Genomic DNA, 22,775 nt, shown 5'->3' with positions numbered 1-22,775 from the left:
ACGCGTGGGGAGGTGCGGACGTTTCGTGTCCACGGCCACACCCGAATTGATCTCGGGCCGATGTCCCGGTGTTACTCGTCAAGATGCTCCTAGATGATGATCTGCCGCACCACCCGAGATCGCCTGGGCGTGGCGTGTCAGGATGCGTGGAGTGAGCACCGTTTTTGACTGCAGCACCCCGGACAAGCGCGAGGCGGGACTGGCCGCCGCGGCGAACGCGGTCCGCGCCGGCGGGCTCGTCGTGCTGCCGACCGACACCGTGTACGGCATCGGCGCCGACGCCTTCGACGCCGAGGCGGTGCGATCGCTGCTGGCGGCGAAGGGACGCGGGCCGGACATGCCCGTTCCCGTCCTAGTCGGCTCCTGGTCCACTGTGGATGGGCTGGTCATGTCGGTCCCGGAGCAGGCGCGGGCGCTGATCGAGGCCTTCTGGCCGGGTGGGCTGTCGCTGGTCCTGCCGCAGGCACCGTCGCTGAACTGGAACCTGGGCGAGACCCGCGGGACGGTGAACCTGCGGATGCCGCTGCACCCGGTCGCGCTGGACCTGTTGCGCGAGGTCGGCCCGATGGCCGTCTCCAGCGCCAACTACACCGGTCAGCCGCCGGCCAGCAACGTCGAGCAGGCCGAGGAGCAGCTGGGCGACCGGGTCCAGGTCTACCTCGACGGGGGGCCTTCCGGTGAGCCGGTGGCCTCGACCATCGTCGACCTCACCCAGGGCAGCCCGCGGGTGCTGCGCGAGGGTGCCGTGAGCAGGGCGGAGCTGTCCGACGTGCTGGGCGTCGAGGTCGAAGCGGACCGGTGAGCGGGCGCGGCAGCGCGATCGATAGCGTTAGACCGGAAGCAGCGGGCCAGCCGTCCCGGGTCGGGGCGGGCGGCGGTCTCGCCGCGTGGGCGCGAGGCGCCGCGGCGACGCCGGTGACGGGCCGTGATCTCTCAAGCGATGAGGAGCGCCGGGCTTGATTACTCCGTCCTGGGGGCTGAACTTCGACTCCGCGCCGCAGTGCAGGTGATCCACCGGCATGGACTACGCACCCTTCGCCCCGGTAGGACTGCCCGCCCGTGAGTACTTGCTGGTCATGTTCACGGCGGCGGTCACGACGTTCCTGCTGACCGGCTTGATCCGGTTGCTGGCGATCCGGGTGGGCGCGGTCGCCTACCCCCGGGTCCGCGACGTGCACGTCAAGCCGATGCCGCGGATGGGCGGCGTGGCGATGTACGGCGGTGTGCTGGCCGCGACGTTCCTGGCCGCGAACCTGCCCGCGCTCTCGCGCGGGTTCGCCTACTCGAAGGACTCCCTCGCGGTCGTCATCGCCGGCGGGCTGATCGTGCTGGTCGGGGCGCTCGACGACCGGTTCGAGCTGGACTCGCTGACGAAGCTGGCGGGACAGGTCACCGCTGCCGGGATCCTGGTCTTGTCCGGTGTGCAGTGGTTCGTGTTCTGGGTGCCGTGGGGCGGCACCGACGGGCACGTGGGCCAGCTGCTGGTGCTGGGCAGCAACCAGGGGCAGCTTCTGACGGTGCTGCTGGTCGTGGCGATGATCAACGCGATGAACTTCGTCGACGGGCTCGACGGGCTCGCCTCGGGCATCGGTCTGATCTCGGCCGCGGCGACGTTCGCGTTCTGCCTGAGCGTGCTGGACCGGCAGAACGGCGACGTCAACGCCTACCCGCCCGCGCTGATCGCGGCGGCCATCGCCGGAGCCTGCCTGGGCTTCTTGCCGCACAACTTCCAGCCGGCGAAGATCTTCATGGGCGACTCGGGCTCGATGCTGATCGGCCTGATGCTGGCCACGGCGAGCACCTCGGCTTCGGGCCGGATCATCTACACCGGTTCGGGGCCCGGTGACACGATCGCGTTGCTGTCGCCGCTGCTGGTGGTGGCCGCGGTGCTCTTCGTCCCGCTGCTGGACCTGATCATGGCCGTGGTGCGGCGGACGAAGGCGGGCAAGAGCCCGTTCCACGCCGACAAGATGCACCTGCACCACCGGCTGCTCGAGATCGGGCACTCGCAGCGCCGCGCGGTGCTGCTGATGTACCTGTGGGCAGCGGTCATCGCCTTCGGCGCGGTGTCGTTGACGCTGTTCAACACGTGGGTCGTCGGTTGGGTCGTCGGACTCGTCGTGCTGTTGGCGGCTATCATCTCGTTGATTCCGCGCATGCGAACCCGAGCCGAACGAGAGTCCTGATGAGCGAAGCGTCCGAGCCCCAGACCGGTGAGCAGGCCGAGGCTGTGAACCCGCACGCCGAGGTCGTGCGCCGGTTGGCGACGGTGATGCTGCGCACAGCGGTGTGGCCGGGTGCGGCCACCGTGGTCGCCGGGGCTGTCGTGGCGACGGTGCTGGTCGGGATCTCCGGTCTGGTCGGGGCGCTGATCGGCGGGGTGGTGGCCTTCGGGTCGTCGTTGCTCACCATCTGGCTGATGCGGTTCTCCGGCGGCATGAACCCGCAGTTCGTGATGGTCATCGCACTGGGCGGCTACGTGGGCAAGATGCTGGTGCTGCTGGTGGTGATGACGTTGCTGGGAGGCATCGACGTCATCCACCGGGAATCGCTCGCGTTCACGATGCTGGCCACGGTGATGGTGTGGGCGGGGGCCGAAGTGGTGGCCTTCAAGCGCGCCAGGATTCCGACCATCATCCCGGGCAACTGAACCGTTCTCACGGCGCAATTCCCGGGCCTGCGGTCGGGTGAAGTCGCCGGGGTAGCCGACCAGCATGTCGGTAGGCTACGTACCCGCTGGTAAGGTCTGGACCGAAAGCCTTCCCTGCACAGCGGGTCGAAGGGCACCCAGAAGGTCGGCCTTCGGACACCACTCGGTGGGGAGGGCCCCTCCTCGTGCCGGATCCCGTATCAGGTACGTTTAGTGCAAAACGTGACGATTCCCCCGGAAGAGTGAAGTTCGGCCGGGAGAACCGGAAGGAGCCCAGTTGGGCGCGCTGATGCTGGCCGAAGGCGGAACGTTCCAGCCGCCGGGCGCCGATAGCTTTTTCCTCCCGCCAATTGCTGGCGGAGTCACCAAGCCGATGGTTCTCGTCGTGGCTTCGGCGATCATCGTGGGCGCCTACTTCCTGATCGCGACCCGAAACCTCAAGCTGGTTCCGGGCAAGGGTCAGTTCGTGGCCGAGTTCGCCTACGAGTTCAGCAGGAACAAGATCGCCCGGGAGCAGATCGGTGCCAAGGACTTCCGTCCTTTCGTGCCGCTGATCTTCGCGCTGTTCACGTTCGTACTGGTGAACAACCTCTTCGGCATCATCCCGATCATCCAGTTCCCCACGATGTCCAAGATCGGTTTCCCGATCGCACTGGCCGCCGTGGTCTACCTGGTGTTCCACGGGGTCGGCTTCGCACGCCACGGCTTCCTGGGTTACTTCAAGCACATCATGTTCCCGCCCGGGGTTCCGAAGCCGATCTACGTCTTGCTGGCGCCGATCGAGTTCCTGCAGAAGTTCGTCGCGCAGCCGGCCGCCCTGGCGGTCCGAGTCTTCGCCGCGATGTTCGCCGGGCACCTGATCCTGCTGGTGTTCACGCTCGGCGGTGAGTACCTGCTCCTCGAGGCGAGCGCGGCGTTCAAGCCGATCTCCGTGGTGGCCTTCGCCTTCGCTATCGCCCTGACCTTTGTCGAAGCCCTGATCCAGGTGCTTCAGGCCTACATCTTCGCCTTGCTGACCGCCAACTTCATCGGCGCAGCGCTGGCCGAGGGTCACTGACGGCCTGACACAAAAGAAAACCGGGCGACGACAAAGACTTTCCAATCCGAAAAGGACCTGTCGATCCGCCCAGATGAAGCGGACCGAGTGAAAGGTAGTGAAAGTGAGCAACATCGTTCTCGCGCAGGCCGCTGAGGCTGCGAGCAACATCAACCCCGGTCTCGCCGCGATCGGCTACGGCCTCGGCGCCGTCGGCCCCGGCATCGGCGTGGGTCTGATTTGGGCCGCCGTCATCAACGGCACCGCTCGCCAGCCGGAGGCGCAGGGCCAGCTGCAGGGCATCGCCTGGATCTCCTTCGTCCTGGTCGAGGTGCTGGCGCTGATCGGTCTGGTCGTCTACTTCATCGCATCGGCTGCCTGATCATCTGACGGCTCAACGCGTTGGGAGACGTTGTGGTGAAGACCCAGATGCTGCTGGCCGCTCAAGGCGAGCACAACCCGATCATCCCGGAGCCCGCGGAGATCGTGGTCGGTCTGATCGCGTTCCTTCTGCTGCTGTTCGTGCTCTGGAAGTTCGCGGTTCCGCGCTTCGAGAAGGTCTACGCGGAGCGCAGCGAGCGGATCGAGGGCGGGATCGCGAAGGCCGAGGCCGCGCAGGCTGAGGCTCAGCGGACCCTCGAGCAGTACAAGTCGCAGCTGGCCGAGGCCCGTGCCGAGGCCGCCCGCATTCGCGACGACGCCCGTGCCGAGGGTCAGCAGATCCTGGAGGAGATGCGCGCTCAGGCTCAGACCGAGTCGGACCGCATCGTCAGCCAGGGTCAGGCCCAGCTGGCGCACCAGCGGGCTCAGATCGTCGCGGAACTGCGCGCCGATCTGGGACGTCAGGCGGTCGACCTGGCCAGTCGCGTGGTCGGTGAGTCCCTGGAGGACGAGGCGCGTCGTCGCGGCACCGTGGACCGGTTCCTCGACGAGCTGGAAGCGACCTCGGCCCCGGCCGAGTCGGCCAAGCCCTGAATCTAGTGAAAGGCGCTGAGAGTTGAGCACCCTCGTGAACGCCGCGAGCCGAGAGGCGATGGCAGCGAGTCAGCTGCAGTTGCTGCAGGCCACTGACGGGGCTCAGGCTGCGGAGATCACCGAGCTCGCCGACGAGCTGTTCGGCGTGGCGGCTCTGCTGGGCCGTGAGTCCACGCTCCGGCGGGCGCTCGCTGACGCCTCCACCGAAGCGCAGTCCAGGGAGAACCTGGCCCGCGGGTTGCTGGAGTCGAAGGTCGGCGCCCGGGCGCTGCCGGTGATCGTCGAAGCCGTCCGCGCCCGCTGGTCCGGCCCGAGCGACCTGGTCAGCGGTCTGGAGCAGCTGGCACGCACCGCGCTGCTGGTGCAGGCCGAGCGGGCAGGTCGTCTCGACGACGTCGAGGACGAGCTGTTCCGCCTGGGCCGGATCATCGGCTCGGAGGTGGACCTGGAGCGCTTGCTGTCGGATCCCTCCGGGGACCCGGCCGGCAAGACCGCCGTGCTGGACCGGCTCATCGAGGGCAAGGTCGAACCGGTGACCCTCGAACTGGTCCGGCAGCTCGTGGCCCGGCCGCGTGGCCGGCGGGTCAGCGAGGGGCTGGAAGAGCTGGCCGAGCTGTCGGCGAAGCGCCGGGAACGCTCGGTGGCGCACATCCGTTCTGCTTTCCCGCTCAACGCGGAACAGCAGGACCGGTTGTCGCGCACCCTGCAGCGGATCTACGCCCGTCCGATCGCTCTGCACCTGGAGGTCGATCCGGGTGTCGAGGGCGGGCTGCTGATCAAGGTCGGTGACGAGGTCATCGACGGCAGCGTGACGGGACGCCTGCAGACGCTGCGGCGCGACCTGGCCGACTGATGCCGACGCCGCGCCCCGGCTTCTCCGAGCCGGGCGCGCGGCGCGCAACACCAACTCCCTTCCAAGAACTAACCGAGGGCAGGAACGAGACATGGCGGAGCTGACGATCTCGTCGGACGAGATCCGCAGTGCGATCGAGAATTACGTCTCCAGCTACTCCCCGGAGGTCAGCCGCGAGGAGGTCGGGGTCGTCACCGAGACCGGTGACGGCATCGCCCGTGTCGAGGGCCTGCCTTCGGTGATGACCGAGGAGCTGCTGGAGTTCCCCGGCGGCATCTACGGTGTCGCGATGAACCTGGAGGCTCAGGAGATCGGCGCGGTCATCCTGGGTGAGTCCGAGAAGATCGAGGAAGGCCAGGAGGTCAAGCGGACCGGCAAGGTCCTCTCGACCCCGGTCGGCGACAAGTTCCTCGGTCGCGTGGTGAACCCGCTGGGTGAGCCCATCGACGGCCTCGGCGAGATCTCCGCCGAGGAGAACCGCCCGCTGGAGCTGCAGGCCGCCTCGGTCGTGCAGCGGCAGGGCGTCGGCGAGCCGATGCAGACCGGCATCAAGGCCATCGACTCGATGACCCCGGTCGGCCGCGGTCAGCGTCAGCTGATCATCGGTGACCGCAAGACCGGTAAGACCACGGTCGCGGTCGACACGATCATCAACCAGCGGAAGAACTGGGAGTCGGGCGACCCGACCAAGCAGGTCCGCTGCATCTACGTCGCGGTCGGCCAGAAGGGCTCCACGATCGCCGGTGTGAAGCGCACCCTCGAGGAAGCCGGCGCGATGGACTACACCACCATCGTCGCCGCCCCGGCGTCGGACTCCCCGGGTCTGAAGTGGCTGGCCCCCTACACCGGTTCGGCCATCGGCCAGCACTGGATGTACCAGGGCAAGCACGTCCTGATCATCTTCGACGACCTCACCAAGCAGGCCGAGGCCTACCGAGCGATCTCGCTGCTGCTGCGGCGTCCGCCGGGCCGCGAGGCCTACCCGGGTGACGTCTTCTACCTGCACTCCCGTCTGCTGGAGCGCTGCGCGAAGCTGTCGGACGAGCTGGGCGCGGGTTCGATGACCGGTCTGCCGATCATCGAGACCAAGGCCAACGACGTGTCGGCCTACATCCCGACCAACGTCATCTCCATCACCGACGGCCAGTGCTTCCTGCAGTCGGACATGTTCAACGCCGGTCAGCGCCCGGCCATCGACGTCGGTATCTCGGTGTCGCGTGTCGGTGGCTCCGCGCAGATCAAGGCGATGAAGAGCGTCACCGGTTCGCTGCGTCTGGACCTGGCCCAGTACCGCGAGCTGGAGGCCTTCTCGGCCTTCGCCTCGGACCTGGACGCCGCGTCCAAGGCCCAGCTCGACCGCGGTGCCCGCCTGATGGAGGTCCTCAAGCAGGGCCAGGGCGAGCCGCTGCCGGTGGAGGACGAGGTCGTCTCGCTCTACATCGCGACCAAGGGCCACCTCGACTCGGTGGCGATCAACGACGTGCGCCGCTTCGAGAGCGAGTTCCTGGCCCACATGCGCCGCTCGCACGAGACGACGCTCAAGGACATCGTCGAGACCGGCAAGATGTCGGCCGACGCCGAGAAGGCCATCGTGGACGCGGTCGAGGAGTTCAAGAAGAGCTTCACCGGTTCGGCCGGTTCCTCCGCGCCCAGCGGCCCGGACGCCGAGGCGTTGGCCGCCGACGAGGTCGGGCAGGAGACCGTGAAGGTCGACAAGCCCGCTCCGAAGGAGTGACCGCTTAAGCCATGGCCAACCTTCGGGAACTCCGGGATCGCATCCGGTCGGTGAAATCGACCCGGAAGATCACCAAGGCGCAGGAGCTGATCGCTACCTCGCGCATCACCAAGGCGCAGGCCAGGGTCGAGGCTTCGCGGCCCTACGCCGAGGAGATCACCAACGTCCTGTCCGCGCTGGCCGACGTGAGCACGTTGGACCACCCGCTGCTGACCGAGCGCGCCAACCCCAAGCGGGCCGGTGTGCTGGTCGTGACCAGTGACCGGGGTTTCTGCGGCGCTTACAACGCCAACGTCATCAAGGCCGCCGAGGAGCTGCAGGCCCTGCTCCGCGAGCAGGGCAAGCAGCCGGTGCTGTACGTGATCGGCCGCAAGGGCGAGTCCTACTACCGGTTCCGGCAGCGCGAGCTCGAGGCGAGCTGGTCCGGCTTCAGCGACCGGCCCGACTACGCCAATGCCGCCGAGGTCGGCGACACCCTGGTCAAGGCGTTCCTCGCGGGCGCTGACGACTACCTCGACGACGCTGGTCAGGACGGTAAGCTGGGTGTGGACGAGCTCCACCTGGTCAGCACCGACTTCGTGTCGATGCTGACCCAGAAGCCCACCGTCCGGCGGATCGCTCCGCTGGAGGTCGAGTACACCGACGAGCGCAAGCTCAAGCCCGTCTACGAGTTCGAGCCGGACGCCGAGACGCTGTTCTCCGCCCTGCTGCCGAAGTACATCAAGACCCGCCTGTTCGCGGGCCTGCTGGACTCGGCGGCGTCGGAGCACGCGGCTCGCCGCACGGCGATGAAGTCGGCGACGGACAACGCGGACGAGTTGATCCGCAACCTCAGCCGCGAGGCCAACCAGGCCCGCCAGGCCCAGATCACCCAGGAAATCAGCGAGATCGTCGGCGGTGTCGAGGCGCTCTCGTCCGCAGGAAGTGAGTGACATGACTGCTGCTACTGCCACCAGCACTGGCACGGGCCGCGTCGTCCGGGTGCTCGGCCCGGTCGTGGACGTCGAGTTCCCGCGTGACCAGGTGCCGGACCTGAACAACGCCCTCACCGCCGAGATCACGGCCGAGGGCATGGCCAAGACACTGACCCTCGAGGTCGCCCAGCACCTGGGTGACAGCGTCGTGCGCACGGTCTCCATGCAGCCCACCCAGGGCCTCGTCCGCGGCGTCGAGGTCGTGGACAGCGGCTCGGCCATCTCGGTCCCGGTCGGCGACAAGGTCAAGGGCCACGTGTGGAACGCGCTGGGCCACTGCCTGGACGAGCCGGGCTACGGCTCGGACACCGAGCGCTGGGAGATCCACCGCAAGGCCCCGGCCTTCGACCAGCTCGAGGGCAAGACCGAGGTGCTGGAGACCGGCATCAAGGTGATCGACCTGCTCACCCCGTACGTGCAGGGTGGCAAGATCGGTCTGTTCGGTGGTGCCGGTGTCGGCAAGACCGTTCTGATCCAGGAGATGATTCGCCGAGTCGCTAAGAACTTCGGTGGTACCTCCGTGTTCGCCGGTGTCGGCGAGCGCACCCGTGAGGGCAACGACCTCTGGGTGGAGATGGGCGAGTCCGGCGTCCTCGACGACACCGCTCTGGTGTTCGGTCAGATGGACGAGCCGCCGGGGACCCGTATGCGCGTGGCGCTGTCCGCTCTGACGATGGCGGAGTACTTCCGCGACGTGCAGAACCAGGACGTGCTGCTGTTCATCGACAACATCTTCCGGTTCACCCAGGCCGGCCAGGAGGTCTCGACCCTGCTGGGCCGCATGCCTTCGGCCGTGGGTTACCAGCCGACGCTGGCCGACGAGATGGGTGAGCTGCAGGAGCGCATCACCTCCACGCGGGGTCGTTCGATCACCTCGATGCAGGCGATCTACGTGCCGGCGGACGACTACACCGACCCGGCCCCGGCGACGACCTTCGCCCACCTCGACGCGACGACGGAGCTCTCCCGTCCGATCTCGCAGATGGGCATCTACCCGGCGGTCGACCCGCTGACCTCCAGCTCCACCATCCTCGACCCCTCGGTCGTGGGTGACGAGCACTACCGCGTGGCCCAGGAGGTCAAGCGGATCCTGCAGAAGTACAAGGAGCTGCAGGACATCATCGCCATCCTCGGTATGGACGAGCTGTCCGAAGAGGACAAGGTGACGGTGCAGCGGGCGCGTCGCATCCAGCGGTACCTGTCGCAGAACTTCTTCGTCGCGAAGCAGTTCACCGGTCAGGAGGGCTCCTTCGTCCCGGTGAAGGAGACCATCGAGGCCTTCGACAAGCTGTGCAAGGGCGACTTCGACCACTACCCGGAGCAGGCGTTCCTGTCCATCGGCGGTCTCGACGACCTCGAGCAGGCGTACAAGAAGCTCACCGAGCAGTGATCTGCCGCCCCGCCCGCCGCGGTGGGGCGAGGTGAAAACCGGCGAGCGGGGTCGGGGCCCGACGGGTCCCGACCCCCTTTGCCACTAGGCACTTCGAGCCCGGCCAGTCCAGATCGCCCTGGTGGCGTTGGCTAGACTGCGGGGCACACACCCGACAAAGGAGACGCGCGTGGCCAACATGTCCGTCCAACTGGTCGCCGTCGAGCGCATGTTGTGGTCCGGGGAGGCGACCGCGGTGGTCGCGCAGACCACCGAGGGAGAGATCGGCCTCCTGCCGGGCCACGAACCGCTGCTCGGGCAGTTGATCGAGGGCGGCGTCGTGCGCATCACCACCACCGACAAGGAGACCGTGACCGCTGCGGTGCACGGTGGCTTCCTCTCGGTGACCGGCGCCGGCGTGAGCGTGCTCGCGGAGTCCGCGGAGCTGGCGCAGGAGATCGACGTGGCGCAGGCCCGCCAGGACGTGAAGAGCGAAGACGAGCTGGCCAGGACGCAGGCAGCCGCCCGATTGCGAGCAGCGGGCCAGGCGGACTGATCGGGCCACCATGGAGTCGCCGGTCGTGTTGCTCGTCGCCGTGATGGCGCTGGTGGTGCTCACCGCCCTCGCGGTGGGTTTGCTGGCGTGGCGACGGGTGCGCGCACTGCGGGTCGGAGGCATCGACGTGGCGCTGCGCGCCACCGACGGCAAGGGACGCGGCTGGCAGCTGGGTGTGGCGCACTACCGGGGCGAGGAGTTCGCCTGGTACCGCATCCTGAGCCTTCGCTCCGGCCCGAACTGCGTGATCAACCGGCGGACCGTGGACATCGCCCAGCGCCGTGAGCCTTCGGTGGCGGAGGCGTACGCGATGCCCAGCGGTTCCACGGTGCTCGACCTGAGCGGCCCGGACCTGGAGCTGGCGATGAACAGCGACGCGCTGACCGGCTTCTTGTCCTGGCTCGAATCGGCACCACCGGGTCGGTCGGTGCCGTGGGCGTCCTGACGCCCGGATGACGAACAGCGGGGTCCTCACGGGCCCCGCTTTTTCGTGGCCGGGGGAGTGAGCACGGGAACCTTCCTGTCACTCCCGCCCCGGCTGTGGCAGGAAGGTTCCCGTGCTCGTCCGGGCCTGGTGGTTCGCCGGTCGACGTGGTGGCCGAGACTGTGTCGCATGGCCGAGAACTTCACGATCGCGGCGGAGCCCTTCGGCAGCCGCGATGCCCAGCAGGCGCTCGCTCAGTACGTCGCTGAGCTCGCCGAGCGCTTTCCGGAGGGATTCGATCCGGGTGCGGGAGCTCCGCCTTCTGACGACGAGTACACGCCGCCGAAGGGCGTGTTCCTGCTGCTGAGGGTCGGCGGGGCGGTGATGGGCTGTGGTGGCCTGCGCACGGAGTCGCCGGGCGTCTCGGAGGTCAAGCGGATGTGGATCTCGCCGGAGTTGCGCGGCCGGGGCGCCGGGCGGGCCCTGTTGACCAGTCTGGAGGACCACGCGCGGCGGATGGGGTTCGCGCGGGTGCGCCTGGACACCGCGGCCGAGCTGGGCGAGGCGCAGGCCTTGTACGCCAAAGCGGGCTACGTGGAGATCCCCGCCTACAACGACAACCCCCACGCCGCGCACTGGTTCGAGAAAAGGCTTCGCTGACCTGGGTGGGAGCCGATTACGCTGCGGATGTGCGCATCGTGATCGTCGGCTACGACCACCCCGACTCCCAACGGTTGATCGAGGAGCTGCAGCAGGAGTACGTGGTGCGCTACGGCGAGGCCGACGTGACTCCGGTCGATCCGGCCGAGTTCTCCGCGCCCCGGGGGCTGTTCCTGCTCGGCTACCTGGGCGACGAGCCGGTGGCCTCGGGCGGCTGGCGTGCCCACGACTCCGACGAGGAGGGCTTCCGCGACGGCGACGCCGAGATCAAGCGCATGTACATCGTCCCCGGTCAGCGCGGCGCTGGATGGTCCAGGCGGATGCTCGCCGAACTGGAGTCCACCGCCGCGCTGGCCGTGCGCAAGCGCCTGGTGCTGGAGACCGGCACCAAGCAGCCGGAAGCCATCGGGCTCTACACCTCGTCGGGCTACGAGCGGATCGAGAACTTCGGTGTCTACCGCTGCGATCCGGACAGCCGCTGCTACGGCAAGGAGCTCTAGGCGTTCCCGCCCGGCTTCCACAGCACGTCGCCGTCCGGGTTGGCCACCCTGGCCAGGATGAACAGCAGGTCCGAGAGCCGGTTGAGGTACTTCGCCGGCAGCAGCGAGGTGCGCTCGGCGTCGGCCTCCTGCAGCGCCCACGCCGAGCGTTCCGCGCGGCGGGCCACGCAGCGCGCCTGGTGCAGCAGCGCAGCACCCGGGGTGCCGCCGGGCAGGATGAACGAGTCGAGCTTGCCCAGTCGCGCGTTGAACTCGTCGCACCAGCTTTCGAGCCGGTCGATGTAGCCCTGGGTGACCCGCAGCGGTGGGTACTCGGGGTTGTCGACGACGGGTGTCGACAGGTCCGCGCCCACGTCGAACAGGTCGTTCTGCACGTCGCGCAGCACGCCGACGACGTCCTCGGCGAGCTCCGCGGTCGCCAGGGCGACACCCAGCACGGAGTTCGTCTCGTCCACGTCGGCGTAGGCGACCAGGCGCGGATCGGTCTTGTGCACCGTCGAGTTGTCGGACAACCGCGTCGAGCCCGCGTCGCCGGCCCGCGTGTAGATCTTCGTCAGGTGGACTGCCATGCCCACAGCCTAGGCGCGCCGGTGACAGGAAGCTTCCCATGCGCCACTTCCGTCGCTGCCGCACCGGCGGTGCGCGGATGGTTCCCCGTGTGCACCCCCGGTGGGAGGAAGGTTCCCCCACTCGCTCGAGCCCCGACCCGATACGGGCTGGGCGGGGGCCGTAACCTCGATGCTCGTGAGTGAGCACTTCCGGGTACGCGGCGGAGCCCGCCTCGTCGGCGCGGTGGACGTGGTCGGGGCGAAGAACAGCGTGCTGAAGCTGATGGCGGCAGCACTGCTGGCCGAGGGCACCACGACGATCGTGAACTGTCCTGAGATCCTGGACGTTCCGCTGATGGCCGACGTGCTGCGCAGCCTCGGCTGCGAGGTCACGATCGACGGCGGCACGGTGCGCATCACCACGCCCTCCAAGGTCAGCCACGAGGCGATCTCGCCGTCGATGGGCAAGCTCCGCGCGTCGGTGTGCGTGCTGGGGCCGCTGGTGGCGCGCTGCCGCCGCGCCGTGGTGACGTTGCCCGGCGGTGACGCGATCGGGTCCCGCCCGCTGGACATGCACCAGAACGGTCTGCGGAAGCTGGGCGCGACCAGCCACATCGAGCACGGCGCGGTCGTCGCCGAAGCCGAGAACCTGCAGGGTGCCCAGATCTGGCTGGACTTCCCGAGCGTCGGCGCCACCGAGAACATCCTGATGGCCGCGGTGCTGGCCGAGGGCACGACGGTGATCGACAACGCGGCGCGCGAGCCGGAGATCGTCGACCTGTGCGTGATGCTCCAGCAGATGGGCGCCAAGATCGAAGGATCGGGCACCTCCACGCTGACGGTGCACGGCGTGTCCTCGCTGCGGGCCGTGGAACACCGCGTGATCGGCGACCGGATCGTGGGCGCCACCTGGGCCTTCGCGGCTGCTGCCACGCGCGGCGACATCACGGTGAACGGCGTCGACCCCCGGCACACGAACCTGATGTTGGAGAAGCTGCGGACCGCGGGCGCGGAGGTGACCACCGGTGAGGAGTGCTTCCGGGTGGTCATGCCGCAGCGCCCGAAGGCCGTGGACTACGTGACCCTGCCCTACCCGGGGTTCCCCACCGACCTGCAGCCGATGGCGCTGGCCTTGTCCGCGGTCGCCGACGGCACCTCGATGATCACCGAGAACCTGTTCGAGTCGCGGTTCCGCTTCATCGAAGAACTGGTGCGGATGGGGGCCGACGCGCGAACCGACGGCCACCACGCGGTGGTGCGGGGCCTGGAGCGGCTCTCCAGCGCGCCGGTCTGGGCGACCGACATCCGCGCCGGCGTCGGCTTGGTGCTGGCGGGCCTGTGCGCGGACGGCGACACCGAGGTGTGGGACGTCTTCCACATCGACCGCGGCTACCCGAACTTCGTGGAGAACCTCCGCAGCCTCGGCGCTGACATCGAGCGCGTCGCGGACTGATCTCCCCGCACTGAGCCGGGTGCGACCCGGCCGCGGCGCTGCTCGGGGGATCATGATCAGCGGTTCCCGTCGTCTGGTTACAGTCTCCGGGCCGAAGGCGAGGATCCGGAGGGGAACCGATGAGCGACACCGCGCGGGTCGGCCGCATCATGACCTTCACCGCGAAGCCCGGCAGGGGAGACGATCTCGTCGCGATCATGAGGCAGGTAGCCGAAGGCCTGCGCGGATCGCTCGGCTGCGCGCTCTACCTGGTCAGCAAGGACGCCGGGTCTCCCGACACGGTGCGCGTGGTCGAGGCGTGGACGGACTTCGAGAGCGCTGACGCCGCGCTGGCGACCACCGTGGCCACGCGCCCCGACATCGACCTCAACGAGGTGCTGGGCATGCTCGCCGAACCGCCGGAGCAGATCGACCTGGACACCCTCGGCGGCGTGGGCCTGTGACTCAGGCGCCGCGGCGTTCGCGCAGCACGAGCAGGCCGTAGGCGGCGATGGACTGGGCGTCGGTGACCTCACCGGCGGCGATCATCTTCTCGAACTCGGCGCGGCTGAACCACGCCGTGCGCATGTCCTGCTCCTCGTGCTCGCGTTCGTGCGCGCCTTCGGTGAGCCCGGTGGCCAGGAAGACCCTGCCGCGCTGGCTGGACATGCCGGGCGCGACGTCGAGCACGCCCAGGTCCACCATGCTCTCCGCGCGCAGTCCGGTCTCCTCGCGGAGCTCGCGCGCGGCGAGTTCGCCGGGTTCGAGGTCGGCGCGGTCGGGAGCCGTGCCCTGCGGGAACTCCCAGCGCCGCAGGCCCAGCGGGTAGCGGAACTGCTCGACGAGGTGCACGTGATCACCGTCGAGCGGGATGACCAGCGCGTAGTCGGGCTTGTCGATGACGCCGTAGATCCCGGTGGACCCGTCGTCACGCCGAACGCCGTCTTCCCGCACGCTCATCCACGGGTTCGCGTACACCTCGCGGCTGCTGGTCTGCTCCATGCGTTCCATCGTGCCGTTCACCGGTGGCGGGCGCGCGCATGGGAACCTTCCTGTCACCGCCGCCCGGCGTGAGCCGAGGTCGTTGGGGGACTGGGAGGTTCCCTCAGCGGACCGCGTGCTCGAGCTGGTTGAGCCGCGACTTGCGGCGGCCGTAGCCGAAGTAGACGCCCAGCCCGATCGCGGTCCAGATCGCGAAGGTCATCCAGGTGACCGCGTCGAGGCCGGTGATCAGGTACGCGCACAGCGCCAGGCCGAGCAGCGGCACGAACGGCATGAACGGGGTGCGGAAGCTGCGCTGCAGTTCGGGCTTGGTGCGCCGCAGCACCACCACACCGATGTTGACCAGGCCGAACGCGACGAGCGTGCCGATGCTGGTGGCTTCGGCGAGCTGGTTGAGCGGCACCACGGAGGCGAGCAGTGCGACGAGGACGCCCACCAGCAGCGTGTTGCGGGCGGGCACCGAGCGGCGGTTGACCTGCGACAGCATCGGCGGGACGAGGCCGTCGCGCGACATCGACACCAGGATCCGCGTCTGCCCGTACAGGACGGTGAGCACCACCGAGGCGATGGCGATGACCGCGCCCAGGGCGAGCACGACCGCCGGCCAGCTCTGGCCGGTGACCAGGCGCAGGGCTGCGGCCAGCGAGGCGTCGGATTCGCCCAGCACCCCGCTGCCTACGGCCGCGACGGCGGCGAAGGCCACGAGCACGTAGATCGCGGTGACGATGATCAGCGACAGGATGATGGCCCGCGGCAGGTCGCGCTTCGGGTTGCGCGCCTCTTCCCCTGCGGTGGAGGCGGCGTCGAAGCCGATGAAGGAGAAGAACACCGCGGAGGCGCCCACGGAGATGCCCGCGATCCCGGCCGGCGCGAAGGGAACCAGGTTCCCAGAGTTGAAAGCGGTGAAGGCCACCGCCACGAAGAACACCAGAACCGCGATCTTGAGGACGGTGGTGACCGTGGTGGCCCACGCGCTCTCGCGCACGCCGAGCAGCAGCACGCCGGTGGCCATCAGCACGACGATCGCCGCGGGCACGTTGACGATGCCGCCTTCACCGGGCGGCGCGGCGAGCGCATCCGGGATGGTCACACCGATGGTGCCCTGCAGGAACTCGTTGAGGTAGCCGCCCCAGCCGACCGCCACAGCAGCCACCGACACCCCGTACTCCAGCAGCAGGCACCAGCCGCAGATCCAGGCGATGATCTCGCCGAGCGTCGCGTAGGTGTAGGAGTAGGCGGAGCCGGAGACCGGGACGCTGCCCGCGAGTTCGGCGTAGGACAAGGCCGAGCACAGCGCGGCCAGTCCGGCGAGCACGAAGGAGACCACCACGGCCGGGCCGGCGGCCGGTGCGGCTTCGGCCAGCACCACGAAGATGCCGGTCCCCAGCGTCGCGCCCACCGACAGTGCCACCAGCGGCACCAGGCCGAGGGTGCGGTTCAGCTCGCTGTGGGAGCCATCGGCGGAGAGCTGTTCGGCCGGTTTCACGCGGAGCAGACTGCGGGCGAAAGACACGAGCGGTAACGGTAACTCCGGTGGTGGGAGGCCTCGTGGCGCGGGTCCGGGCCCGGTCGGTCGTGTTGATCACCCGTGGGGGTGCTCGACATCGATCACGACGCCCGTACTCTGTGCCGGGTGCGACTTGTGATTGCCCGCTGCCAGGTGGACTACGTCGGTCGTCTCACCGCGCACCTGCCGATGGCGCAGCGACTGCTGCTGGTGAAGGCCGACGGTTCGGTGTCGGTGCACTCCGACGACCGCGCTTACAAGCCGTTGAACTGGATGAGCCCGCCGTGCTGGCTCATCGAGGACCCGGACGTCTGGACCGTGCAGAACAAGGCGGGCGAGAAGCTCGTGATCACGGTCGACGAGGTGCTGCACGACTCCAAGCACGAGCTGGGTGCCGAGCCGGGCCTGGTGAAGGACGGCGTGGAGTCGCACCTCCAGGAGCTGCTGGCCGAGCACGTGACGACCCTGGGTGAGGGGTGGTCGCTGGTGCGGCGCGAGTACCCGACCGCGATCGGCCCGGTCGACCTGATGTGCCGGGACGACGAGGGCCACAGCGTCGCGGTGGAGATCAAGCGGCGCGGCGAGATCGACGGTGTCGAGCAGTTGACCCGCTACCTGGAACTGCTTAACCGCGACCCGCTGCTGGCCCCGGTGACCGGCGTGTTCGCCGCGCAGCAGATCAAGCCGCAGGCGCGGACGCTGGCCGAGGACCGCGGGATCCGCTGCGTGGTCCTGGACTACGACAAGCTGCGCGGCATCGAACCCGACGAGTACCGCCTGTTCTGAGACCGGTCGCCGTGGCGCGGTCGGGGTTCCTCCCGGCAGCGGTGACAGGAAGGTTCCCTTCCTCGCGTCGGCGAGCGAACGGGTCGCTGCTCGACCCGTTCTGGCGCGGATCGAGGAATGCTCATCTCGTTCCGCGCGCGATTTCCTCGTTCACCCCGAAGCCGCGGCCGGCCGGACGATGTTCGACGCATCGCACCGATTCCGCGTGTCCAGCCAGGTCGAAACGGGCGGCCGCGCGCTCCGGCCCGAGTTCACGTCCCCGCGGTGAGCCGATCTCGCGGACGACGCGGGAGTGGCAGGGAGGTTCCCATGCTCACCTCGGCACGGGCGCCGGGGCGGAGCGGTCAGCTGTGCGCTCGGCTGGGGCAGTCACACCCCAGGCGGGGTGTGGACAGCGGCGCGAGCATGGCAGAGAGGCGGCGGAGCAGCCGTTCGGGACGACGGCCGGTCGGTTCGGTGCTGAGGTGAGGTCGGTGATCTTCGGTCGGATCTGCTGCGAGTCCGGCGCTGATCGCCAGGTCGATCCGCGCGTTCACGATTCCTCCCCGCGATGTGGCGAATGCACAAAGTGACCATACCGTCACGGTGAGTCCGAACCGCCGGGTCAACGCGTATATCACTCGCATGGAGCCGGACGCTCACGGGGTGCACAGGCGCACGACCGGAAAGTCCCCTGCGTGACGCCACTCGGCGGAAGTTCCGTGATCGATTTAGTGTCTTCTCCAACGAATTGATATCGGCTTGCGACTGCTGCCTCATTTGTGCGGTACTGTCCGACCGCTATCGCGAGTGTGGTGGTTCTCGTTTGACTTTGTTGGGTCTGTGGGAGGTGGGGCGGCAGTGCTGCTAGCCCAAGGTCAGCTACTCGACGCCAACGGCGTCGACTACGTGCTGTTGGCGCTGTATTTCGCGTTCGTGCTGGGAATCGGCTGGTTGGCGAGGCGGGCCGTTTCCACCAGTCTCGACTTCTTCCTCTCCGGGCGCGCACTGCCCGCGTGGGTGACGGGTCTGGCGTTCATCTCGGCGAACCTCGGCGCCATTGAAATCATCGGCATGTCGGCGAACGGTGCCGAATACGGCATGCCGACCATGCACTACTTCTGGATCGGTGCAGTCCCCGCCATGCTGTTCCTCGGCGTGGTGATGATGCCGTTCTACTACGGCTCCAAGGTCCGAAGCGTTCCCGAATTCATGCTCCGACGTTTCGGCAAGGCCGCGCACCTGGTCAACGGCATCTCCTTCGCCCTGGCCCAGGTCCTCATCGCCGGTGTGAACCTCTACCTGCTGGCCAGCATCGTCAACGCGCTGCTGGGCTGGCCGCTGTGGGTCTCGGTCCTGGTCGCCGCGCTGATCGTGCTCTCCTACACCGCGCTGGGCGGCCTGTCGGCCGCCATCTACAACGAGGTGCTGCAGTTCTTCGTGATCGTCGCGGCACTGCTGCCGCTGACCATCGTCGGCCTGGTCAAGGTCGGCGGCGTGCAGGGCCTGATCGACAAGGTCTCGGCCAGCAAGGGCGGCGCCGAGCAGCTGACCGCGTGGCCGGGCGCCGAGCTGACCGGGTTCGACAACCCGGTCCTGAGCAGCATCGGCCTCGTCTTCGGCCTCGGGTTCGTGCTGTCCTTCGGCTACTGGACCACGAACTTCGTCGAGGTCCAGCGCGCGATGGCTTCCAAGTCGATGTCGGCCGCGCAGCGGACCCCGATCATCGGTGCCTTCCCGAAGATGTTCATCCCGTTCATCGTGATCATCCCCGGCATGATCGCCGCGGTGATCATCCCGGAGATGACCAACTACAAGCTGACCGAGCAGGGTCCGTACGACTACAACGACGCGATCCTGCTGATGATGCGAGACCTGCTCCCCAACGGCATCCTCGGCATCGCGCTCGCCGGTCTGCTCGCCTCGTTCATGGCCGGTATGGCCGCGAACCTGTCGTCGTTCAACACGGTGTTCACCTACGACATCTGGCAGTCCTACATCGTCAAGGACAAGCCGGACCACTACTACCTGCAGATGGGTCGTTGGGTCACCGTCGGCGCCACCCTCGCGGCCGTCGGCACGGCGTTCATCGCCTCCGGCTACGAGAACCTGATGGACTACCTCCAGCAGCTGTTCTCGTTCTTCAACGCTCCGCTGTTCGCGACCTTCATCCTCGGTATGTTCTGGAAGAGGATGACCGCGCACGCCGGTTGGTCCGGTCTGGTCTTCGGTACCGCGTCGGCCATCGCGGTCTACGCCCTGGCCGAGTCCGGGGTCTGGGACCTGCCCGGGCAGGGTGCGAGCTTCGTCGGTGCCGGTGTCGCCTTCGTCGTCGACATCATCGTCAGCGTCGTGGTCTCCCTGGCCACGCAGCCGAAGTCCGAGGCGCAACTGGTCGGCCTCGTGTGGGGCCTGACGCCCAAGGAGGACCTGCAGGCCTCGACCACGGGCGAGGACGCCGGTTGGTACCGGCGCCCGGGCCTGCTCGCGGGCATCGCGCTGATCTTGATCATCGCCCTCAACATCATCTTCGGCTGAGCCAGGACTGGGAGGACATCTCATGGCTAGTGGAGGTTCGGGGCACAGCGCTGGTGCCTTCGACATTCGCACGGTGATCGCGCTGCTGTTCGCCATCTACGGAGTCGTTCTGATCGTGCTCGGCTTCATCCAACCGGATGCCGAGCTCGAGAAGTCCGCGGGACTCAACATCAACCTGTGGTCCGGGGTGGCCATGGTGTTGTTCGCGGCGGTGTTCATCGCGTGGGCGCGGTTGCGCCCGATCGTCGTCCCCGACGACGTCGACGGTGGGAGCACCGAAGGCTGACGTGACCTGACATCGCCTCGCGCGGCGTCCGCGCCTCAACGGTGCGGGCGCCGCTCGCTTTTCGGCACCGGTTGGCCGGTTCCCGCCCCCGCGCCAAGATCTTCTGGATACCGTGAGGTCGGAACGCAGCTGCCAAGTGGACCAGCGTTGAACGACGCGTGTCCAGCACATGAGTCGGGCGGAACAGGACGGTTCTTTCCCCGACCTTGATTTCGTAGGCTGCACCGTGACAACGGACGTCGTGATGGTGGGAGGCCGGCCATGACCCAAACCGCTCGTGGGAACGTCGAGGAGATCGCCAACGCGCGGTTCGAGACGTTCGAGTCGATCGACCCCCGCACCGGTGAGGTGGTGGGTGAGCATCCGATCCACGACGCGGAGACGGTCGAAACCCGAGTAGCCGCAGCGCGCGAAGCGCAGGCCGCGTGGCGGGAACTCGGCTTCTCCGGCCGCAAGCAGCACCTCGATCGCTGGCGGAAACTGCTGGTCAAACGCATCGACGAGCTGGCGGGCGTGGTCTGCGCCGAGACCGGCAAACCCCTCGAGGACGCCCGGCTCGAACTCGTCCTCGTCATCGACCACCTGGCCTGGGCCACCTCCAACGCCGAGAAGGTCCTCAAGCGACGCAAGGTCTCGCCCGGCGTTCTGATGTCCAACCAGACCGCCACGGTCGAATACCTCCCCTACGGCGTCATCGGCGTCATCGGCCCCTGGAACTACCCGGCCTTCACCCCCATGGGCTCCATCGCCTACGCGCTGGCGGCGGGCAACGCCGTGGTGTTCAAGCCCAGCGAACTCACCCCGGGCGTCGGCGAGTGGCTGGTCAAGAGCTTCGCCGAGGCCGTTCCGGAACACCCGGTGTTCCACCTGGTCACCGGCTACGGGCAGACCGGTGCCGCGCTGTGCCAGTCCGGCGTGGACAAGGTGGCCTTCACCGGTTCCACCGCCACCGGCAAGCGCGTGATGGCCTCCTGCGCCGAGAACCTCGTCCCGGTGCTGGTCGAGTGCGGTGGCAAGGACGCCTTGATCGTCGACTCCGACGCCGACCTGGCGGCCGCCGCCGACGCGGCGGTGTGGGGCGCGATGTCCAACGCGGGCCAGACCTGCATCGGCGTCGAGCGGGTCTACGTCCACGAGGCCGTCGCGGACCGGTTCCTGAAGATGGTCAGCGACCGCGCGGCCAAGCTGCGCCCCGGTGGGGAGCCCAGTGCGGACTTCGGTCCCATCACGATGGCCTCGCAGGTCAACATCATCCGCGACCACATCGACGACGCCCTCGACCGCGGTGGCCGCGCTGTGGTCGGCGGCCGCGAGTCGGTGCGCCCGCCGTTCGTCGAACCCGTGGTGATCGCCGACGTCCCGGAGGACTGCTCGGCCGTCACCGAGGAGACCTTCGGGCCGACGCTCGTGGTGCAGCGGGTCCGCGACGTCGACGAGGCCGTCGACCTCGCCAACTCGACCAAGTACGGGCTCGGCGCCACCGTCTTCTCCCGTTCCCGCGGCATGGAGGCCGCGCGCCGGCTGCGCAGCGGCATGGTCGCGGTCAACTCGGTGATCGCCTTCGCCGGTGTGCCCGCGCTGCCCTTCGGCGGGGTCGGCGACTCCGGTTTCGGCCGGATCCACGGCGCCGACGGCCTGCGGGAGTTCGCCCGCCCGCAGTCGGTCACCCGCACGAAGTTCAAGATCCCGCTCAACCCGATGAGCTTCGCCCGCCCCAAGGGCACCGTGCGCACCGTGGTCAAGATCATCAAGCTCATGCGCGGTCGCTGAGCCGATCCCGGCCACCACGGTCGGTGCCTTGGCTTGCGCCTGTGGTGGCAGGAAGGTTCCCTTGCTCGCATCCCCCGGCTTCGGTGAGGGGATGCGCGCGGGTGCACGTCCCGGGCAGAGTTGACCGCGCACGATTGATCGCGCCGGGCCCCGGTGGCTTCGGCGGCGAGAGCGCAGGCGAGGAGGCCAGCGGGTGAAGAAGATCATCAACGAGCCGGCGGACGTGGTCGCCGAAGCGTTGCAGGGCGTGGCCGCGGCCCACCCCGAACTGCTGCGGGTGCAGACCGATCCCGCGGTGATCGTCCGCGCGGACGCCCCGGTGTCGGGCAAGGTCGCGGTCATCTCCGGCGGCGGTTCCGGGCACGAACCGCTGCACGGCGGTTTCGTCGGTTCGGGCATGCTCGCCGCCGCCGTCCCCGGCGCGGTGTTCACCTCACCGACCCCGGACGCGGTGCAGGCGGCCATCACCGAGACCCACGGGGGTGCTGGTGCGCTGCTGGTGGTCAAGAACTACACGGGCGACGTGCTCAACTTCGAGACCGCGGCCGAGCTCGCCGCGGTCGACGACGTCGACGTGCGCAGCGTGATCGTGGACGACGACGTCGCGGTCCGGGACTCCACGCACACCGCGGGCCGCCGCGGAGTCGGCGGCACCGTGATGGTGGAGAAGATCGTCGGCGCCGCCGCCGAACGCGGCGACGACCTCGACAACTGCGAGCGGCTCGCCCGCAAGGTCGTCTCCCAGGTGCGTTCGATGGGCGTGGCGCTGACCGCCCCCACCGTTCCGCACGCCGGCCAGCCCAGCTTCGAGCTCGGCGCCGACGAGATGGAGATCGGCATCGGCATCCACGGCGAACCCGGTAGGGCCCGTGTCCCGCTGGGAACCGCCGATGAGATCGTGGCGCGGCTGCTCGAGCCGATCCTCGAGGACCTGCCCTTCACCGAGGGTGACGACGTGCTGCTGTTCACCAACTCGATGGGCGGCACCCCGCAGCTGGAGCTGTACCTCGCGCACGGCATCGCCGAGCGGCGGTTGGCCGAGCGCGGCATCAACGTCCGCCGACGCTTGGTCGGCCCGTACGTGACGAGCCTGGAGATGCAAGGCATGAGCCTGACGCTGCTGAAACTGGACGACGAGCTCACCGAGCTCTGGGACGCGCCCGTGCGCACCGCGGCGCTGCACTGGTGAGGAGGA

The 22,775-nt window shown here is 68.5% G+C and carries 24 protein-coding genes; 21 read left to right on the top strand and 3 right to left on the bottom strand.

Annotated elements, in window-relative coordinates; translation table 11 throughout:
• Positions 1 to 151 precede the first annotated feature (151 nt).
• From EIL87_RS23305 to EIL87_RS23240, 14 genes are all read left to right on the top strand, one after another.
• Positions 152 to 802, top strand: coding sequence for an L-threonylcarbamoyladenylate synthase (locus EIL87_RS23305; RefSeq protein WP_125092734.1), 651 nt, complete (start codon positions 152 to 154; stop codon positions 800 to 802).
• 217 nt (positions 803 to 1,019) lie between these two features.
• Complete coding sequence (locus EIL87_RS23300; protein WP_125092733.1) at positions 1,020 to 2,186, top strand: glycosyltransferase family 4 protein; 1,167 nt, start codon at positions 1,020 to 1,022, stop codon at positions 2,184 to 2,186.
• Positions 2,186 to 2,650 (top strand): hypothetical protein, encoded by a 465-nt coding sequence (locus tag EIL87_RS23295; protein WP_125092732.1) that lies wholly within the window; start codon positions 2,186 to 2,188, stop codon positions 2,648 to 2,650. Before EIL87_RS23300 ends, EIL87_RS23295 begins: the two co-directional genes overlap by 1 nt.
• A 277-nt stretch (positions 2,651 to 2,927) precedes the next feature.
• The gene (gene atpB / locus EIL87_RS23290) at positions 2,928 to 3,707 is read left to right on the top strand and encodes a F0F1 ATP synthase subunit A (RefSeq protein WP_125092731.1); all 780 of its coding nucleotides are present in this window, start codon (positions 2,928 to 2,930) and stop codon (positions 3,705 to 3,707) included.
• A 103-nt stretch (positions 3,708 to 3,810) separates the two neighbouring features.
• Positions 3,811 to 4,068: an ATP synthase subunit c family protein gene (locus tag EIL87_RS23285; protein WP_125092730.1), complete on the top strand. Its 258-nt coding sequence runs from the start codon at positions 3,811 to 3,813 to the stop codon at positions 4,066 to 4,068.
• A 35-nt stretch (positions 4,069 to 4,103) separates the two neighbouring features.
• Complete coding sequence (locus tag EIL87_RS23280; protein ID WP_125093310.1) at positions 4,104 to 4,661, top strand: F0F1 ATP synthase subunit B; 558 nt, start codon at positions 4,104 to 4,106, stop codon at positions 4,659 to 4,661.
• A gap of 22 nt (positions 4,662 to 4,683) precedes the next feature.
• Positions 4,684 to 5,514, top strand: a complete 831-nt coding sequence (locus EIL87_RS23275; RefSeq protein ID WP_125092729.1) for a F0F1 ATP synthase subunit delta — start codon at positions 4,684 to 4,686, stop codon at positions 5,512 to 5,514.
• A 91-nt stretch (positions 5,515 to 5,605) separates the two neighbouring features.
• Entirely contained in the window at positions 5,606 to 7,249 is a 1,644-nt protein-coding gene (gene atpA, locus EIL87_RS23270; RefSeq protein WP_125092728.1) for a F0F1 ATP synthase subunit alpha, read from the top strand.
• 11 nt (positions 7,250 to 7,260) lie between these two features.
• The gene (locus EIL87_RS23265; protein ID WP_125092727.1) at positions 7,261 to 8,181 is read left to right on the top strand and encodes a F0F1 ATP synthase subunit gamma; all 921 of its coding nucleotides are present in this window, start codon (positions 7,261 to 7,263) and stop codon (positions 8,179 to 8,181) included.
• 1 nt (position 8,182) lies between these two features.
• Positions 8,183 to 9,613 carry a F0F1 ATP synthase subunit beta gene (gene atpD / locus EIL87_RS23260; RefSeq protein ID WP_125092726.1) on the top strand — a complete coding sequence of 477 codons (1,431 nt, stop codon included), beginning with the start codon at positions 8,183 to 8,185 and terminating at the stop codon, positions 9,611 to 9,613.
• 169 nt (positions 9,614 to 9,782) lie between these two features.
• Positions 9,783 to 10,148: a F0F1 ATP synthase subunit epsilon gene (locus tag EIL87_RS23255; protein ID WP_125092725.1), complete on the top strand. Its 366-nt coding sequence runs from the start codon at positions 9,783 to 9,785 to the stop codon at positions 10,146 to 10,148.
• A 10-nt stretch (positions 10,149 to 10,158) separates the two neighbouring features.
• Positions 10,159 to 10,593 carry a DUF2550 domain-containing protein gene (locus tag EIL87_RS23250; RefSeq protein WP_125092724.1) on the top strand — a complete coding sequence of 145 codons (435 nt, stop codon included), beginning with the start codon at positions 10,159 to 10,161 and terminating at the stop codon, positions 10,591 to 10,593.
• 168 nt (positions 10,594 to 10,761) lie between these two features.
• Positions 10,762 to 11,232, top strand: coding sequence for a GNAT family N-acetyltransferase (locus EIL87_RS23245; RefSeq protein WP_125092723.1), 471 nt, complete (start codon positions 10,762 to 10,764; stop codon positions 11,230 to 11,232).
• 29 nt (positions 11,233 to 11,261) lie between these two features.
• Positions 11,262 to 11,732: a GNAT family N-acetyltransferase gene (locus tag EIL87_RS23240; protein WP_125092722.1), complete on the top strand. Its 471-nt coding sequence runs from the start codon at positions 11,262 to 11,264 to the stop codon at positions 11,730 to 11,732.
• On the opposite strand, the gene EIL87_RS23235 is transcribed toward EIL87_RS23240, so the two are convergent.
• On the bottom strand, positions 11,729 to 12,301 hold the full coding sequence (locus EIL87_RS23235) for a cob(I)yrinic acid a,c-diamide adenosyltransferase (RefSeq protein WP_125092721.1): 573 nt from the start codon (positions 12,299 to 12,301) through the stop codon (positions 11,729 to 11,731). The genes EIL87_RS23240 and EIL87_RS23235 overlap by 4 nt on opposite strands.
• 175 nt (positions 12,302 to 12,476) lie before the next feature.
• Here EIL87_RS23235 and murA point away from each other — a divergent pair, with 175 nt between their 5' ends.
• Together murA and EIL87_RS23225 are read left to right on the top strand one after the other, a co-directional pair.
• Entirely contained in the window at positions 12,477 to 13,733 is a 1,257-nt protein-coding gene (gene murA / locus EIL87_RS23230) for a UDP-N-acetylglucosamine 1-carboxyvinyltransferase (protein ID WP_125092720.1), read from the top strand.
• Positions 13,734 to 13,852: 119 nt separating this feature from the next.
• Positions 13,853 to 14,176 (top strand): putative quinol monooxygenase, encoded by a 324-nt coding sequence (locus tag EIL87_RS23225; RefSeq protein WP_125092719.1) that lies wholly within the window; start codon positions 13,853 to 13,855, stop codon positions 14,174 to 14,176.
• Between the two features lies 1 nt (position 14,177).
• On the opposite strand, the gene EIL87_RS23220 is transcribed toward EIL87_RS23225, so the two are convergent.
• Positions 14,178 to 14,714 carry an NUDIX domain-containing protein gene (locus tag EIL87_RS23220; protein ID WP_199740581.1) on the bottom strand — a complete coding sequence of 179 codons (537 nt, stop codon included), beginning with the start codon at positions 14,712 to 14,714 and terminating at the stop codon, positions 14,178 to 14,180.
• Between the two features lie 103 nt (positions 14,715 to 14,817).
• Positions 14,818 to 16,227: an amino acid permease gene (locus EIL87_RS23215; protein ID WP_125092717.1), complete on the bottom strand. Its 1,410-nt coding sequence runs from the start codon at positions 16,225 to 16,227 to the stop codon at positions 14,818 to 14,820.
• A 120-nt stretch (positions 16,228 to 16,347) separates the two neighbouring features.
• Between EIL87_RS23215 and nucS the strand changes: the two genes are divergently transcribed.
• From nucS to dhaK, 5 genes are all read left to right on the top strand, one after another.
• Positions 16,348 to 17,007: an endonuclease NucS gene (gene nucS / locus EIL87_RS23210; protein ID WP_125092716.1), complete on the top strand. Its 660-nt coding sequence runs from the start codon at positions 16,348 to 16,350 to the stop codon at positions 17,005 to 17,007.
• A gap of 843 nt (positions 17,008 to 17,850) precedes the next feature.
• On the top strand, positions 17,851 to 19,524 hold the full coding sequence (locus EIL87_RS23205; protein ID WP_125093309.1) for a sodium:solute symporter family protein: 1,674 nt from the start codon (positions 17,851 to 17,853) through the stop codon (positions 19,522 to 19,524).
• A gap of 22 nt (positions 19,525 to 19,546) precedes the next feature.
• Positions 19,547 to 19,810 carry a hypothetical protein gene (locus EIL87_RS23200; protein ID WP_125092715.1) on the top strand — a complete coding sequence of 88 codons (264 nt, stop codon included), beginning with the start codon at positions 19,547 to 19,549 and terminating at the stop codon, positions 19,808 to 19,810.
• A gap of 261 nt (positions 19,811 to 20,071) precedes the next feature.
• A complete protein-coding gene (locus EIL87_RS23195) occupies positions 20,072 to 21,580 on the top strand; it encodes an aldehyde dehydrogenase family protein (protein ID WP_125092714.1) in 1,509 nt (502 codons plus the stop codon).
• 193 nt (positions 21,581 to 21,773) lie between these two features.
• Positions 21,774 to 22,769 carry a dihydroxyacetone kinase subunit DhaK gene (gene dhaK, locus EIL87_RS23190; protein WP_125092713.1) on the top strand — a complete coding sequence of 332 codons (996 nt, stop codon included), beginning with the start codon at positions 21,774 to 21,776 and terminating at the stop codon, positions 22,767 to 22,769.
• Positions 22,770 to 22,775 lie beyond the last annotated feature (6 nt).

The organism is Saccharopolyspora rhizosphaerae (assembly GCF_003931915.1).
In the GTDB taxonomy this organism is placed as follows: Bacteria; Actinomycetota; Actinomycetes; order Mycobacteriales; family Pseudonocardiaceae; genus Saccharopolyspora; species Saccharopolyspora rhizosphaerae.
This window is presented reverse-complemented; position numbering and strand designations above follow the sequence as displayed.